General features: G+C 40.8%; 15 protein-coding genes. 6 read left to right on the plus strand and 9 right to left on the minus strand.

Going from position 1 to position 14,694, the window contains the following annotated elements; all coding sequences use genetic code 11:
* Positions 1-53 precede the first annotated feature (53 nt).
* Both atpD and atpC read left to right on the plus strand, forming a co-directional pair.
* A complete protein-coding gene (atpD, locus tag RCC89_00535) occupies positions 54-1,559 on the plus strand; it encodes a F0F1 ATP synthase subunit beta (protein WMJ71663.1) in 1,506 nt (501 codons plus the stop codon).
* 75 nt (positions 1,560-1,634) lie between these two features.
* Positions 1,635-1,883 carry an ATP synthase F1 subunit epsilon gene (gene atpC, locus RCC89_00540; GenBank protein ID WMJ71664.1) on the plus strand — a complete coding sequence of 83 codons (249 nt, stop codon included), beginning with the start codon at positions 1,635-1,637 and terminating at the stop codon, positions 1,881-1,883.
* 234 nt (positions 1,884-2,117) lie between these two features.
* Here the strand turns inward: atpC and RCC89_00545 are convergent, their stop codons facing one another.
* Genes RCC89_00545 through panB form a run of 3 tightly spaced genes read right to left on the minus strand, consistent with a single transcriptional unit; the run spans position 2,118 to position 4,009 of the window.
* The gene (locus RCC89_00545; GenBank protein WMJ71665.1) at positions 2,118-2,432 is read right to left on the minus strand and encodes a prolipoprotein diacylglyceryl transferase; all 315 of its coding nucleotides are present in this window, start codon (positions 2,430-2,432) and stop codon (positions 2,118-2,120) included.
* 60 nt (positions 2,433-2,492) lie between these two features.
* A complete protein-coding gene (locus RCC89_00550; GenBank protein WMJ75622.1) occupies positions 2,493-3,179 on the minus strand; it encodes an RluA family pseudouridine synthase in 687 nt (228 codons plus the stop codon).
* An 11-nt stretch (positions 3,180-3,190) separates the two neighbouring features.
* Positions 3,191-4,009, minus strand: coding sequence for a 3-methyl-2-oxobutanoate hydroxymethyltransferase (panB, locus tag RCC89_00555; protein WMJ71666.1), 819 nt, complete (start codon positions 4,007-4,009; stop codon positions 3,191-3,193).
* Between the two features lie 136 nt (positions 4,010-4,145).
* Between panB and RCC89_00560 the strand changes: the two genes are divergently transcribed.
* On the plus strand, positions 4,146-4,628 hold the full coding sequence (locus RCC89_00560) for a hypothetical protein (GenBank protein WMJ71667.1): 483 nt from the start codon (positions 4,146-4,148) through the stop codon (positions 4,626-4,628).
* Between the two features lie 113 nt (positions 4,629-4,741).
* Here RCC89_00560 and floA read toward each other — a convergent pair whose 3' ends face one another.
* Together floA and proS are read right to left on the minus strand one after the other, a co-directional pair.
* The gene (gene floA / locus RCC89_00565) at positions 4,742-5,728 is read right to left on the minus strand and encodes a flotillin-like protein FloA (GenBank protein ID WMJ71668.1); all 987 of its coding nucleotides are present in this window, start codon (positions 5,726-5,728) and stop codon (positions 4,742-4,744) included.
* 63 nt (positions 5,729-5,791) lie between these two features.
* Positions 5,792-7,264 (minus strand): proline--tRNA ligase, encoded by a 1,473-nt coding sequence (proS, locus tag RCC89_00570; protein ID WMJ71669.1) that lies wholly within the window; start codon positions 7,262-7,264, stop codon positions 5,792-5,794.
* Between the two features lie 163 nt (positions 7,265-7,427).
* Between proS and RCC89_00575 the strand changes: the two genes are divergently transcribed.
* The 3 genes from RCC89_00575 (at position 7,428) to RCC89_00585 (ending at position 11,432) form a co-directional block, all read left to right on the plus strand.
* Entirely contained in the window at positions 7,428-8,858 is a 1,431-nt protein-coding gene (locus RCC89_00575; protein WMJ71670.1) for a hypothetical protein, read from the plus strand.
* A 22-nt stretch (positions 8,859-8,880) separates the two neighbouring features.
* Positions 8,881-10,431: a hypothetical protein gene (locus RCC89_00580; protein WMJ71671.1), complete on the plus strand. Its 1,551-nt coding sequence runs from the start codon at positions 8,881-8,883 to the stop codon at positions 10,429-10,431.
* A 71-nt stretch (positions 10,432-10,502) separates the two neighbouring features.
* Complete coding sequence (locus RCC89_00585) at positions 10,503-11,432, plus strand: redoxin domain-containing protein (GenBank protein WMJ71672.1); 930 nt, start codon at positions 10,503-10,505, stop codon at positions 11,430-11,432.
* Between the two features lie 2 nt (positions 11,433-11,434).
* Here RCC89_00585 and RCC89_00590 read toward each other — a convergent pair whose 3' ends face one another.
* From RCC89_00590 to RCC89_00605, 4 genes are read right to left on the minus strand one after another with little or no spacing between them, the layout of a single operon-like run.
* The gene (locus RCC89_00590; protein WMJ71673.1) at positions 11,435-11,941 is read right to left on the minus strand and encodes a shikimate kinase; all 507 of its coding nucleotides are present in this window, start codon (positions 11,939-11,941) and stop codon (positions 11,435-11,437) included.
* Between the two features lie 11 nt (positions 11,942-11,952).
* Positions 11,953-13,005, minus strand: coding sequence for an ABC transporter permease (locus tag RCC89_00595; protein ID WMJ71674.1), 1,053 nt, complete (start codon positions 13,003-13,005; stop codon positions 11,953-11,955).
* Between the two features lie 3 nt (positions 13,006-13,008).
* Positions 13,009-14,121, minus strand: coding sequence for a DoxX family protein (locus RCC89_00600; protein WMJ71675.1), 1,113 nt, complete (start codon positions 14,119-14,121; stop codon positions 13,009-13,011).
* A 5-nt stretch (positions 14,122-14,126) separates the two neighbouring features.
* Positions 14,127-14,669, minus strand: a complete 543-nt coding sequence (locus RCC89_00605) for a DUF1599 domain-containing protein (GenBank protein WMJ71676.1) — start codon at positions 14,667-14,669, stop codon at positions 14,127-14,129.
* Between the last annotated feature and the right edge of the window lie 25 nt (positions 14,670-14,694).

A 14,694-nucleotide genomic window follows, 5' to 3' on the forward strand; every position in this document is an offset into this window, starting at 1 on the left:
TTTGCATTCTCAAAAAATGCATTTTATTTAAAAATTATCAGATAAACACACAGATGGCAAATAAAGGCAAAATAACTCAGGTAATCGGCCCGGTAGTGGACGTTAGTTTTGAGGGGGAAGGCGCCAGATTGCCCCGAATTCTGGATGCGCTGGATGTAGTCAGGCCCAACGGTCAGAAAATCGTTCTTGAAGTACAACAGCATCTTGGCGAAGACAGGGTAAGAACCATAGCAATGGACAGCACCGATGGTCTTACTAGAGGGATGGAAGTAATCGACCTTGGCACATCCATTCAGATGCCAATTGGCGAGGACATTAAAGGGCGTCTATTCAATGTAGTAGGTGAAGCAATTGACGGTATTCCTAAGCCTAAAGGAGACAAAGGTCTACCTATTCACAGGTCTGCTCCTAAATTTGAAGACCTAGCTACTTCAAGTGAAGTATTGTATACAGGTATTAAAGTTATTGACCTTCTTGAGCCTTATGTAAAAGGTGGTAAAATTGGTTTGTTCGGTGGTGCAGGTGTAGGTAAAACTGTATTGATCCAGGAACTTATCAACAATATCGCAAAAGCATACGAAGGTTTATCTGTATTTGCCGGTGTGGGCGAGCGTACTCGTGAAGGAAATGACCTTCTTCGAGAAATGATCGAATCTGGTATTGTAAAATATGGCGACGAGTTCCTTGAGTCTATGGAAAAAGGCGAATGGGATTTGTCAAAAGTTGACCCTAAAGCCTTAGAACAGTCTCAGGCTACATTTATATTCGGACAGATGAACGAGCCTCCTGGAGCACGTGCCAGAGTGGCATTGTCTGGTCTTACTATTGCGGAATATTTCCGTGACGGAGATGGTTCAGGACAAGGAAGGGACATCCTTTTCTTTATCGATAACATTTTCCGCTTTACACAGGCAGGTTCTGAGGTTTCTGCACTTCTTGGACGTATGCCATCTGCGGTGGGTTACCAACCTACACTTGCTACTGAAATGGGTGCTATGCAGGAGCGTATTGCCTCTACAAAAAGAGGTTCTATTACCTCCGTTCAGGCCGTTTATGTACCTGCGGATGACTTGACTGACCCAGCGCCGGCAACAACCTTTGCTCACTTGGATGCTACTACAGTACTTTCAAGAAAAATTTCTGAGCTTGGTATCTATCCTGCTGTGGACCCTCTTGACTCTACGTCTAGAATCCTCAACAGAGAAGTCTTAGGCGACGAGCATTATGACACTGCACAAAGAGTGAAAGAACTTTTGCAGAGGTATAAAGAACTTCAAGATATTATTGCTATTCTTGGTATGGATGAACTTTCTGACGAAGACAAGTTGGTAGTTCACAGGGCCAGAAGGGTACAAAGGTTCCTTTCTCAACCTTTCCACGTAGCAGAGCAGTTTACTGGTCTTAAAGGTGAATTGGTTGATATCAAAGAAACAATTAAAGGATTTAACATGATTATGGATGGCGAACTTGACCATCTTCCTGAAGCAGCTTTTAACCTGGTAGGTGGTATAGAGCAGGCTATAGCTAAAGGAGAAAAACTTGTAGCTGAATCCAAATAAACTTAATAAGTCCGTAAATAAATATTTACGGACTTAATTTATATTATACAGGTCAAAGCCCTTAAAATTAAGATCATGCATTTAGAAATAATAACTCCGGACAATAAAGTTTTTAGCGGCGAGGTTATTTCTGCCAACTTTCCAGGCAGCAAAGGAGCTTTTGAAGTAAAAACAAACCACGCACCTCTTATAAGTACACTTAACAAGGGCGATATTGTTATTCAGGAGAAAGATTTACCTGCAAAATCTTTTACTGTTGACGGTGGAATCATTGAAGTGTTAAACAATAACATTATTGTTCTGGCAGAATCTGTAGCAGCATAAAACGTACAGGGGCTTTCTTTACCCTTATTCGTTAAAAAATATTAAATAAAAAAGGTCTGATTTACAGACCTTTTTTATTTATATTGAATAGCTATCACTCCATTAAAATTTCACAAAAACGGCAGTACGCACCTACAAATCATATTCCACATACTAACCCATTACATGCCAAAAAAACATGTTATCTACACGGCTGACTTATTTTTCAAGCAGAGTAACCTAACCCCACATAAATTAAACTGCTTTCTTGTTGGCTTTTGGGATCATCCTACCGAAAGTCTTTTTAATTATGTTCCAGAAAAAAGTAAACTGTCCACAAACACCACCAATAGCCAGCAACAATACCTGATAAATAGGAAACACGATCAACAGCCTTAAAGGCCAATACAACCAAGCGTTCATATCGTCGGTTATGTGCATAAAATCCAAAATAGGCTTACCTACTTTCAAAGACAAAGATCCCGTAACACCAAAGACAAAGAATATTACAAATACTTGCCAGTTACTGGTAATGCCCCAACGATTTTTAACTTTTTCGAGAAATTTCATAAAGGAAAGAAGAAATATTGTTTGAAGAGATATACAACCTATATAATATAGAAATTTAATTTATTTTATCGTCTTTTCAAAAAGCTGCCAATAAAACTTATCCGGTAAACAAGCTTCTACAGCCATTGGTTCCTTTTTGACAGGATGAACAAACTCCAGCTTCCGTGCATGGAGGCAAATACTACCATCGGCAAGAGGCTCTGGAAACCCATATTTTACATCGCCCACTATAGGACAGCCCATGCTTGCCAACTGTATCCTAATTTGATGCGGCCGCCCAGTGTGTGGTTTAACTTCTAACAGAAAATAGCCACCGGCCTCAGCCAAAAGCTTATAGTCTAATATAGAACGCAAGCTTCCCGGCACTTCTTTCTTATACGCCTTGGAAATATTCTTGTTTTTGTCTTTTACCAGCCAATGAAGCAAAGTCCCTTCTGGTTTAGGCTGTTTTTTTACAATAGCGAAATATGTTTTCTCAATTTCCCTATTCCTAAATTGAGCATTCATCCGCCCCAAAGCTTTAGATGTTTTGGCCAATAAAACCAAACCTGTAACAGGCCTATCCAAACGGTGTACTACACCAGTAAAAACATTCCCTGGCTTCTGATATTTTTCCTTAATATAATCTTTTATGTAATCTGCTAAAGGTTTATCACCTGTTTTATCCCCCTGCACTAGCACACCACTGCTTTTGTTAACCAGCAGTAAATGGTTGTCTTCATAAACAACTTTAAATACAGACACCAAACCAAGCACAATTAATACGACTCTTCCTCGCTAGGAAAAGAGCCTGATTTAACATCCTTTATATAATCTTCCACCGCACCATTAATTATAGAGTTCAGGTCTGCGTACCTTCTCAAGAATCGGGGGTGAAATTCTTTAGTTATACCCAGCATATCATGCGAAACCAACACCTGACCGTCTACGTGGGGGCCGGCTCCAATGCCTATAACAGGTATTTGCAGTTCATTGGCCACTTTCTTTGCCAAATCTGCAGGAATCTTTTCAAGTACCAAAGCAAAACAGCCAAGTTCCTGCAACAGCAAGGCATCATGAAGCAACTTGTCCGCTTCTGCATTTTCTTTTGCCCGAACAGTATACGTACCAAATTTATAAATGGACTGAGGCGTTAACCCTAAATGCCCCATCACTGGCACACCAGCACTAAGTATCCTAATGATAGACTCCTTGATTTCAACACCGCCTTCCAGCTTTATAGCATGTGCACCCGATTCCTTCATGATCCGTATCGCAGACCTCAATGCTTCGGAAGAATTGCCCTGATATGAGCCAAAAGGAAGGTCTACGACTACTAGAGCCCTTCTAACCCCTCTGATCACCGATGATGCGTGGTAAATCATCTGATCCAATGTAATAGGCAATGTTGTCTCATGCCCTGCCACAACATTAGAAGCAGAGTCTCCTACCAAAAGCACATCTACACCTGCCATATCTAAAATGCCAGCCATGGAAAAGTCATACGCTGTAAGCATTGAAATTTTTTCTTTCCTGTTCTTCATTTCCTGAAGCTGGTGCGTAGTTACTTTTCTTATATCAGGGTTGTGTACAGACATCAGTCCTCTTTTTTGATTAGTAATGCAAAACTAGTAAAAATGATTATGAAATTCAGGAAAATAAGTTTTTGCCAAAAACTATTTCAAAAAATGCAGGTTAACCTTTTAGGTTGGTACATTTGAATATTTGAAGAGGATGGAAAGAAGGGGAGCAACAAAGACGGTACTTATACTGACTATTATTACACTTACCTGTTTAACAGCTTTTAAATCAAAAGATAAAAGCACAATATCTGAAGGTTTGAAAGGGGCCAAAAACAAAAAGGAACTATCGGGCGTGGTTTACAATGCACTGAAAAGGCATGACTTTAATTTAATGCAGGCTTTTATACCTGGAACGGATGAAGTTGAGCTTATAAACAAAAAAGTCTCTTATCAGCATAAAAACAACGAGTCAATTAAAGCAGAGCTACAAAAAAGTTTTCACCATATCATTGAGTCCGGCATTGACAAAAATATTAATTGGTCCTTGGTAGAACTTGTAGATCAACAAATAGAAGACGGAAATGAAATAAGCCTGATCCGTTTAGAACTGGAAGACCACAGAGGCCATAAGCTGACAGTCAATATCAAGTTGATAGAAATCGAAGACAGGTGGTATATAACGGAGCTAGTGTAAAAGGCAATAAAAAAGGAGGACATAAATCCTCCTTTTTTATTGTATACGAAAAGCAATCTTAAATTATGAATGGCAGACCGAAAAATCAGTTTTTGCCACACCTCAATAAGCTGTTAATCGTTTTTCTTTTCAGACCGTTTCTGCTCCTTACCTCCTCCTGCTATAGTTTCACGCATTTCTGTGTCAGCTTGAACATTTCTCATTTTGTGGTAATCCATAATACCCAAATTGCCGCTTCTGAAAGCTTCAGCCATTGCTTTAGGAATACCAGCTTCCTCTTCAATAACTTTCGCTTTCGCTTCTTGGGCTTTCGCCTTCATCTCTTGTTCCACTGCTACCGCCATAGCCCTTCTCTCTTCAGCTTTTGCTTCTGCCACTTTTAGGTCTGCGTTTGCTTGGTCTATCTGAAGTTTAGCACCAATATTTTCTCCCACATCTATATCGGCAATATCAATAGAAAGTATTTCAAAAGCCGTACCGGCATCAAGTCCTTTTTGAAGAACAAGTTTAGAGATCCTATCAGGGTTTTCAAGTACCTCTTTATGGTTAGACGCAGAACCTATAGAAGTTACAATACCCTCACCTACTCTCGCAAGAATAGTCTCTTCGCCGGCACCACCGACAAGTTGAGCGATATTTGCCCTCACTGTCACTCTGGCTTTGGCAATAAGTTGTATACCGTCATTAGCAACAGCGGCTACATTAGGTGTATTAATCACCTGTGGATTAACGGAGATTTGAACCGCTTCAAAGACATCCCTACCAGCAAGGTCAATAGCAGCAGCCTGCTTAAAGGTCAAAGGTATGTTCGCCTTATCTGCCGATATTAATGCCTTGATCACTTGGGGCACGTTACCCCCTGCCAAATAGTGCGTCTCCAAATCATTGGTCGTTAGGTTCAGTCCAGCCTTCGTAGAAGTAATTAAAGACTGTACAATAAGGCTCGGTGGCACCTTCCGGATGCGCATGAATATAAGTTGAAGGATCCCAACCCGGACACCAGAAAAAAGTGCAGTAATCCAGAGGTTAAGTGGCACAAAATATAGGAATATAAAAATACCTACAATTATAGCCACGGCAATAATGAGTATCTGTTGCATTTTATAAGGGGTTTAAAAAAACAATGTCAATGTATTACAAATATAGTGTAAGTATTGTAACAATTAATATGCTCTGGCAAAAACAACCCGTTTATCTGAAGGATTTCCTGTAAGGATACATTTTCCTTCTTCCGCTGGCGCATCCATAGGGATACATCTTATGGTAGCTTTGGTCTGCTCTTTAATTTTTTCTTCAGTTTCAGCAGAACCGTCCCAGTGTGCCATTACGAAACCACCTTTATCCAAGGCTTTAACGAATTCCTCCCAAGTATCAACAGAAACTGTATTTTGCTCTTTAAATCCAGCAGCTTTCTTAAATAAATTATCTTGAATTTCGTCAAGCAATTGCTCAATAAAGGCTTCAACTCCATCCATACTCACCGAGGTTTTCTCTTTCGTGTCTCTCCTGGCGACCTCGACTGTATTGTTATTTAAGTCCCGTGGGCCTATAGCTAAGCGCACCGGCACCCCTTTCATTTCGTACTCTGCAAATTTAAACCCAGGACTATGGGTATCGCGGTCATCAAATTTTACCGTTATGCCTTTACTCCTTAGGTTTTTAATAATCTTGTCCGCTTTCTCAGCTATAAGGGTTAGTTGCTCCTTGTTTTTAATAATAGGTACAATAACCACCTGGATCGGTGCAAGCAAAGGTGGAAGCACTAGGCCTTCATCATCAGAGTGGGCCATAATCAAAGCACCCATTAAACGTGTACTTACACCCCAAGAGGTACCCCATACATAGTCAAGCTTTCCATCCTTACCTGTGAATTTAACATCAAAAGCTTTGGCAAAATTTTGTCCTAGGTAGTGAGTAGTGCCCGCTTGCAAGGCCTTCCCATCTTGCATCAACGCCTCTATACAATAAGTGTCTACAGCACCGGCAAACTTTTCACTTTCGGTCTTGCGTCCCCTGATAACGGGAACCGCCAAATACTGTTCAGCAAAATCTCCATATATATGTAACATTTTCAGGGTTTCTTCAACAGCTTCATCTTTTGTGGCATGTGCGGTATGCCCTTCTTGCCATAAAAACTCAGCCGTCCGCAGGAAAATCCTTGTTCTCATCTCCCATCTAACGACATTTGCCCATTGGTTCACCAGCAAAGGAAGGTCTCGGTACGACTGCACCCAGTTTTTATACGTACTCCATATTACGGTCTCAGAAGTAGGCCTAACAATTAACTCTTCTTCTAATTTTGCCTCTGGATCTACAATAACACTTTTATTATCTTCAGAATTTTTTAATCTATAATGTGTTACTACTGCACACTCTTTAGCGAAGCCTTCTACATGGCTTGCCTCTCTGCTCAAGTAAGATTTTGGGATAAAAAGAGGAAAGTAAGCATTGGTATGACCAGTCTCCTTAAACATCTTATCCAGAACAGATTGCATCTTTTCCCATATCGAATAACCATAAGGTTTTATCACCATACAGCCTCTAACCGCAGAGTTTTCTGCGAGATCAGCTTTTTTTACAAGCTCATTGTACCATTGGGAATAATCTTCACTTCTTTTGGGCAAACCTTTACTCATTTTACAACGTTATTGATTTTTGGTATGTATTTTGTATATTACAATTGTAAAAACAATCTTTGAGACAAAGATAGGTTTTAATTCTTTAAATTTTAAAGGCCATTTGAATAATCAGACCGTAAAAACCACGTTCTATTAGGTAGGCCGGAAAGGGAAAACAACTATGAAGATATTCTTTAGGATAAAACTGTTTTTGCTAATATCTCTTTTTTTAACGTCGTGCTTTCGTTCATATCATACTACTACCGTTTATGAGTATGATGACATGTACTATACACGCAAAGACCGTCAGCAAGAGAACATGAGACAGCAGCAACCTTCTAATCAGAAGCAGCACTATGACGATGAATACTATGACGACCAAGATTATTACGAAGGAGATTATGAAGGCTCTGAAGAATATTCTTATCAGTCGGATGGCTTTCGCGGAGGCGGCGGCAACTTTCACGGCTACGACCCAGCTTTTGGACGTCATGCAAGTCCCTTTCTTGGGCATACAACAGTATTTATGGCCAGCCCCCTAATTTGGGCAACCCCATGGCATGACCCATTTATGAACCCGTGGTGGTATAGGCCTGTTATGCCTGGCTTTAGAGTAGGCATAGGTTTTGGCTACGGCGGTGGCTGGGGCTTTGGCGGAGGCTGGGGCGGTATGCCTTTCAACCCGTGGATAGGAGGTTTTCATAGCCCTTGGGGTATGGGTGGTATGATGCACCCTGGTATGGGCATGTGGGGCATGGGCGGTATGTATGGCATGGGCATGTACGGAATGGGTGGTATGTACGGAATGGGCGGTATGGGCATGTATGGAATGGGCGGTATGTACGGCATGGGCATGTACGGCGGTGGCGTTGTCTCCCAAAGAGGAACCTCAGGCATACCTAGAAGTAATAGGAGATCTTCAGTTTATAGAGGTGATTCAAGAGGGGGAGAAAATGCCAGAGGATCACGAGGCTCTTATAGAGACGGTAGAAATACTAGAGATGGTAGAAACACTAGAGACGGAAGGAACTATAGAGATGGTAGAAATAGTAGAGATGGCAGAAACGACCGCAATGTCAGAAGCAGAAGAGATGAGAGAAACCCATCAGGAAGATATGATAGAGGAAGTCGCGGAGGGTCACCATCAGCACGGCCAGGCAGAAACAGCCGAAACCCTGAATATTCGAGACCTGCTCCAGGCAGAAATGGAAGGGAATCCGCTCCTGGCAACAGACCAGGTGTAAGACAACAAAGACCAAACAACAGTGGTAACGTTAGGCCAAGGCCAAACGCTCCATCAAATAGAGGCGGTGGAAATGTTAGGCAAGCACCTAGACAGCAGAGCGCACCAAACAGGGGTGGCGGATTTAATCAAGCCCCTAGGAGACAAAGTGCACCGGCCAACAGAGGTGGCGGTGGGTTTCACCAAGCCCCTAGTAGGCAAAGTGCCCCATCTAACAGAGGGGGTGGATTTTCGTCACCATCTAGAAGCGGTGGTGGTTTCTCTTCGCCATCTAGAAGTGGCGGCAGCTACTCATCTCCTTCAAGAGGTGGTGGAGGCTTCTCTTCACCTTCGAGAGGTGGCGGAGCCTCTCCAGGAAGAAGAAGATAATTTAACTAACGATAAACTTTAAATGAAAAAATTTTTTATAGGTTTAACCATAGCCTGCTCTTGCCTGTCTTTCACAGAAAGTAAAGGACAGGCGATTCCAGGCTACGGTTACCATCAAGAAGCACTTCAGTTTTCCAGAACAACCTTTGGCGGATCGGCACGATATATGGGAATTGGCGGCGCCGCTACCGCACTTGGAGGAGACATAGGAACTGTCCACAACAACCCAGCAGGTTTAGGTTTCTACAGAAGATCTGAAGTAAGCGGAACACCTGCTTTGAATTTCGGAAATAGCAATGGACATTTTCTTGGACAGTCAACCCAAGACAGGCACTCCAGATTAAACATCAATAATTTTGGTGCTGTATTTGCCGATCCGGCTCCAGATTACGGTGATAATGTATGGCGTGGTGGTGCTTTTGGTGTCTCTTTTACCAGAACAAACAACTTTAACAACCAGTATACCATTGGGGGGATGAATCATGACAACTCCATGACATATCATTTGGCTGATATCTCCCAAGGCTTTCATTGGAACGACGACAGAAATCACCCACCTATAGATATGATAGACTTGGCACTGTCTTCAGCTATGTTTGATTCTGACGAAACTGGAAGGTTCCACTTTCCAATTAACGAAGGAGTTCCTTCTTATCAAGAAGAAACAGTAAGGCAAAGAGGTGGGCAGTTTCAATGGGATATCGGTTATGGAGGAAACTTTGGAGATGTAGTTTATTTAGGTGGATCAATTGGTATAGCAAGAATAAGACAAACCACCGAAAGAACTTACTATGAACAACCCGATTATACAGGCTTAGAGACTTATGAGGATGACATTAGGGACTTTGAAATTTACGACTATAATGAAATCAGGGGAACGGGTATTAACCTAAACCTAGGCGCTATAGTAGTCCCAACGGATTGGATAAGGTTTGGCCTTAATTTCAAGTCACCAACTTGGTACACAATGAATGAAGAGTACTTTCATGTACTTCATGAAAGATTCTGGGATAACTACGAGCAAGAGCTGGAAACAACATTCAATACCTACAGGTTTCACTTAACTACCCCTATGAGAGTATCGGCAGGTATGGCTTTATTCTCAGGAAAAAATGGTTTTATAAGTGCCGATGTCGAATATGTTGACTATTCAACAGCCGCAGTAAGAAACCCAGATAGTCCAAGAGAGTTAAGGGGTGACAATGCAGCTATACAAAACCTCTATAGAGGCACAGTCAATGTAAATGTAGGAGCAGAATATAGATTTGATATGTACAGGCTCAGAAGCGGCTTTGCCTTACTTGGCGATCCCCTTGAAAGACCAGATGATATCAATAGAAATGTTTTTAACTTTACAGTAGGAGGCGGCGTAAGACTTCCAGACTTTTATATAGATGCCGCTTTGGTACATAGTCGTACGAGGTTTAGCTATGCTCCTTATACTTTAACAGACGAGATACAACCAAGACGTCACAGCTACGACCCTCTAAATACGATAAGAGGCGATCACCCTATAGCCAATATCAGGAGATTGAATACTAATTTCATTGTATCGGTTGGTACATTCTTTTGAATTATTCAATGATTTAATAGCAATTTCATGGCTTTCTTGTAGCAACTTTTGTATATTGCAATAAAAGAGTCATGGAATTGCTACCATTAAGAAGATACATACTTATCACCTTCCTTTTTGTTTTTGCAGGCATCTCAAGCACGTCGGCCTCAGAAAACAACATTACTGACAACCCTGAAATAAAAGTAGGTGATCCAGCCCCTGACTTTACTCTTAAAGACCCCAAAGGAAATGAAATTTCTCTTTCGCAATTAAGGGGTAAAGTAGTACTGTTGGACTTTTGGGCCTCTTGGTGCATGCCGTGCAGAATGGCAAATCCTGAAGTGGTCGAGCTATATGAATCCTACAAAAGTTTAGGTTTTGATATTTTCAGCGTCTCTCTCGATGCCCAAAAAGAAGCTTGGGAAAAAGCCATTAAAAATGATGGTCTAAGCTGGCCAAACCATGGCAGTGAACTGTCAGGCTGGGGAAGCCAAGCCTGTGAGCTCTATGGTGTGGAGGCCATCCCTAGCATGTTCTTAATTGACGAAAATGGCATCATTATAGGCAAAAACCTTGATGAAAGACAATTGGCCAAACAACTAAACCAGCTATTTAACAAACAGGTAAACTTTTACCCACATACAGCCTCTTCCAAACTGTTCTTTACAGACCAGGCAAAGTTTAAAATAATGGACCAAGATGGCAATTTACTCCTAAAAGGAAAGGATGAAGAGGTAGACATTACGGAGTTGCCCGATGGAGAATACACCATTGTTTATGACCGAAAAAAGGAGGCTTCTTTTAAAAAGCAAACTTTACAAGAACCTACTGCAAGCTTTTACCCAACTAGTGTAACGGATAGTATCAGTTTTTCCCGAAATGCCACCTATGAAATTTATAGTCTACGTGGGAAGTTGATCAATCAGGGTGTTAGCGAAGCAATAAACCTACAAGAACTTCCTCAGGGTGCTTATTATTTAAACATTGAAGGCGAAGTCCACAAGTTTTTCAAAAAGTAAGTTTAAACTGATAGCCTATTAATAATTTCTTCAACCTGAATATTGTCAGAAGAAACGATAAAGGATGCTTTGGCATAAAACCTCCTGCGCTCTTTTAGTTTATGTTGAATAAACTGCAAAACTTCCTCAGGGCTTTTCCCTCTGGTCATTGGCCTGTTTTGTGAATTATGAGCTAAGAGCCTACGGGTGATCTCTTCTGCAGAGACATCCAGAAAGATGCTTTTTCCTGCGCTGTTGATCACTTCCATGTTATTATTAAAGCAAGGCAAACCTCCTCCTGTAGAAACAACAGCATGTTCGTTTTCAGAAACAACTTTATTTAAAACAGCAGTTTCCTGGCTGCGAAAATACCCCTCCCCCTTTTGGTCAAAAATTTCATCAATAGACCTATTTTCCTGTTGACAGATAAGATCATCTGTATCAAGAAAAACATAATTGAGTTTATTGGCAATTATTTTTCCAAGAGTGGTTTTACCCGAACCAGGCAGTCCGATAAGGAAAATTAGCATAAGATAAAAATTTACTCAAGCCTCACGCGAGGATCTATGGCCGCATAAAGAATATCTACAAATATATTAACAAAAATGAAAACAACAGCTATAAATAAAGTAGTGCCCATAACCACAGGAAAGTCCAAGGTTTCTACCGCTTGTATAGTAACCAGTCCTAAACCTTTCCAATCAAAAATAACCTCAATAAAAAAAGCGCCAGCCATTAAGGAAGCCAACCAACCTGAAACCGCTGTAATAACAGGGTTCAATGCGTTTTTGAGTGCATGTTTAACGATGATTTTAAACTTACCCAAACCTTTAGCCCGCGCAGTCCGGATATAGTCTTGAGACAATACCTCCAGCATAGAACTTCTGGTCAATTGTACAATAATAGACAATGGTCTCAAGCCAAGGGCAAACGCAGGCAGTATAAGATTTTTCAACACAAGTTTTCTCCCATACAAATCATAGTCCCACAATTGACCAGATATATTCAAACCAGTATAGTCGCCTAAGTAATACCCAAAAATCATAGATACCATAGCAGCAATAACAAAAGAGGGCGCAGACACACCAATAGTAGAAATAGTAATCATAGAGTGGTCCAGCAGGCTGTTCTGCTTAAGTGATGCCAAAAGCCCAAACAGAATCCCAAAAAAAGTAGCAAAAGTCATGGCGGCAAAAGCTAGCCAAAAAGTCCCTTCCAAATTCTCCCAAATAATCTCACTGACTTTTTTATTGTTTTGAAAAGAGCGTCGTAAATAAGGGGCCTTAAAAACCACTACATGGTCACCTACAGAAAAAATAGGATTGTACTCGTACTTACTGGCATTTTTGGGATTGTCTTCGTGAATAGAGATTGGGGATAAATCATTCATATAATAGCCCAACTGAACATACAGAGGCTTATCAAGCCCAAGCTCTTTGGTAATGTTTTCCCTCGTACTTACATCAGACCTGCTCCCAACCATCAAGTTAACAGGGTCACCAGGCAATACATTGAAAAGAAAAAACACAGCAATAACTGCCCCAAGCAATACTAGAAAACCGTAAATAAGTCTTTTGGTAATAAATTTTACCATATATCAATCCAACAGTTTATGTATTTCTGAAGTATCGGGCACATTATTAAAGTGCCACTTGCCTTTTACGGTACCATCTTTCAGCAAAATAAGCCCAGGGTCACTTCTTACCATTGTTTTCAATACTGTTCCATCAGCATAGAATACAGGCATAGAAAGTTGAGCAAAATGTCGCAAGGCCTCTATCTCTTCTTCAACAGAAGAAGTTACGAGCCAAGTGCCAACACCTGCGCCCTCCAGTTCTTTGGACAATGCAGCTATCTGCTCCAGGGCTGAAACAACCCGTGCTTTGTCTTGCATTTGGTTAGCTTCTTTTACAATCAGCAAAAGCTTAACCCCTTGAAAAGATGTTTCCGTAAAATCTCCTTCATCATTCCATATACGATAATCAGTAATTTTAGGTGTGCTTTTATCTTTATTTTTTATTACATAGTTTACAAACTCATAGCTGTCATCGCTGGGATAATAGTCAAACTGGTACTCTTTCCCACCTTTTGACATGATATATACGCCTTTAGGAGCTTCTTGGGCCTTCATATTGTCAGCTATATTGCTACCGACGCTATATGGACGAAAATCAAAGAAAGGCAAGTTGGCCAAACTATAGTAGCCAATATAAACAGTAAGCAACAATGCTCCTACTATACTCAAGTCGCCCGCCTTTCCAGCAAGCAACGGTTTGATTTTGTTTATGTTAAAAACCAGCAAAAGGATCATTGCCAGCAAGAAAACATCTTTCCCAAAAGACTGCCAAGGAGATATCTTCAAGAAATCACCAAAACACCCACAATCAGTTACTTTATTAAAATAGGCTGAATAGAATGTCAAAAAAGTAAAAAATACTACAAGCCCCAAAAGCGCACCCAGTGTCCACTTCAATCGGTAACCTATAAGCGCAGCAAACCCCAATACCACTTCCAGTACAATGACAAAAAATGCAAAAGCAAGTGCATAAGGAATAAGGTTATAGAAAAAAGGCGTAAAATCCTGCGCAAAAACCTCGAAATATTCTTCTAGCTTATATGCCGTACCCCAAGGATCGTTCAGTTTTACCAGTCCTGAAAATATGAAAATTATTCCTGTTAAAATCCGTATTCCTTGAAGTATAAGCCGCATTTATTTCAGTTTAACGTTAGTTTTATAAGGCAAAAGACTGCATAATTTATCATGTCTTGGTAATTGGCAGCCACGCCTTCTGATATTCTGGTTTCCCCTTCATTATCTTCAATCTGTCTGACACGCAAAAGTTTCATCAAAATAATATCCGTAATAGAGCTAACCCTCATATCCCTCCATGCTTCGCCATAGTCGTGGTTCTTCTTCATCAGAAGTTCACGGGTTTCCCCCACATACTGATCGTACAGCTTTTCAACCTCTTCGGCCGAGAGCTCAGTAGGGTCACTTTCCTTCATGTTCAACTGTATTAACGCTATAATACAATAGTTAATTATCCCTCTGAACTCAGTGGCAATATCATCTTCAACCTGTTGGCTTCCTTTCTCCTGAATAGAGCGAATCCTTTTGGCTTTGATAAATATTTGGTCCGTTATAGAAGGTAACCTAAGTATCCTCCAAGCTGTTCCGTAATCAAGTGTTTTGTTAACAAAAATGTCTTTACATTCCTTGATTACTTCCTTATATTCGGTAACTGTTTTATTTGCCAATTTAATTCCTGAAATTGCTTTAAAA

The organism is Cytophagaceae bacterium ABcell3, assembly GCA_030913385.1.
Lineage (GTDB): Bacteria > Bacteroidota > Bacteroidia > Cytophagales > Cytophagaceae > ABcell3.

Excerpts from the sequence above, each read along its gene's own strand:
- atpD (WMJ71663.1), top strand. The coding sequence starts at position 54 with ATGGCAAATAAAGGCAAAATAACTCAGGTAATCGGCCCGGTAGTGGAC.
- atpC (WMJ71664.1), top strand. The coding sequence starts at position 1,635 with ATGCATTTAGAAATAATAACTCCGGACAATAAAGTTTTTAGCGGCGAG.
- RCC89_00545 (WMJ71665.1), bottom strand. The coding sequence starts at position 2,432 with ATGAAATTTCTCGAAAAAGTTAAAAATCGTTGGGGCATTACCAGTAAC.
- panB (WMJ71666.1), bottom strand. The coding sequence starts at position 4,009 with ATGTCTGTACACAACCCTGATATAAGAAAAGTAACTACGCACCAGCTT.
- RCC89_00560 (WMJ71667.1), top strand. The coding sequence starts at position 4,146 with ATGGAAAGAAGGGGAGCAACAAAGACGGTACTTATACTGACTATTATT.
- floA (WMJ71668.1), bottom strand. The coding sequence starts at position 5,728 with ATGCAACAGATACTCATTATTGCCGTGGCTATAATTGTAGGTATTTTT.
- proS (WMJ71669.1), bottom strand. The coding sequence starts at position 7,264 with ATGAGTAAAGGTTTGCCCAAAAGAAGTGAAGATTATTCCCAATGGTAC.
- RCC89_00575 (WMJ71670.1), top strand. The coding sequence starts at position 7,428 with ATGAAGATATTCTTTAGGATAAAACTGTTTTTGCTAATATCTCTTTTT.
- RCC89_00580 (WMJ71671.1), top strand. The coding sequence starts at position 8,881 with ATGAAAAAATTTTTTATAGGTTTAACCATAGCCTGCTCTTGCCTGTCT.
- RCC89_00585 (WMJ71672.1), top strand. The coding sequence starts at position 10,503 with ATGGAATTGCTACCATTAAGAAGATACATACTTATCACCTTCCTTTTT.
- RCC89_00590 (WMJ71673.1), bottom strand. The coding sequence starts at position 11,941 with ATGCTAATTTTCCTTATCGGACTGCCTGGTTCGGGTAAAACCACTCTT.
- RCC89_00595 (WMJ71674.1), bottom strand. The coding sequence starts at position 13,005 with ATGGTAAAATTTATTACCAAAAGACTTATTTACGGTTTTCTAGTATTG.
- RCC89_00600 (WMJ71675.1), bottom strand. The coding sequence starts at position 14,121 with ATGCGGCTTATACTTCAAGGAATACGGATTTTAACAGGAATAATTTTC.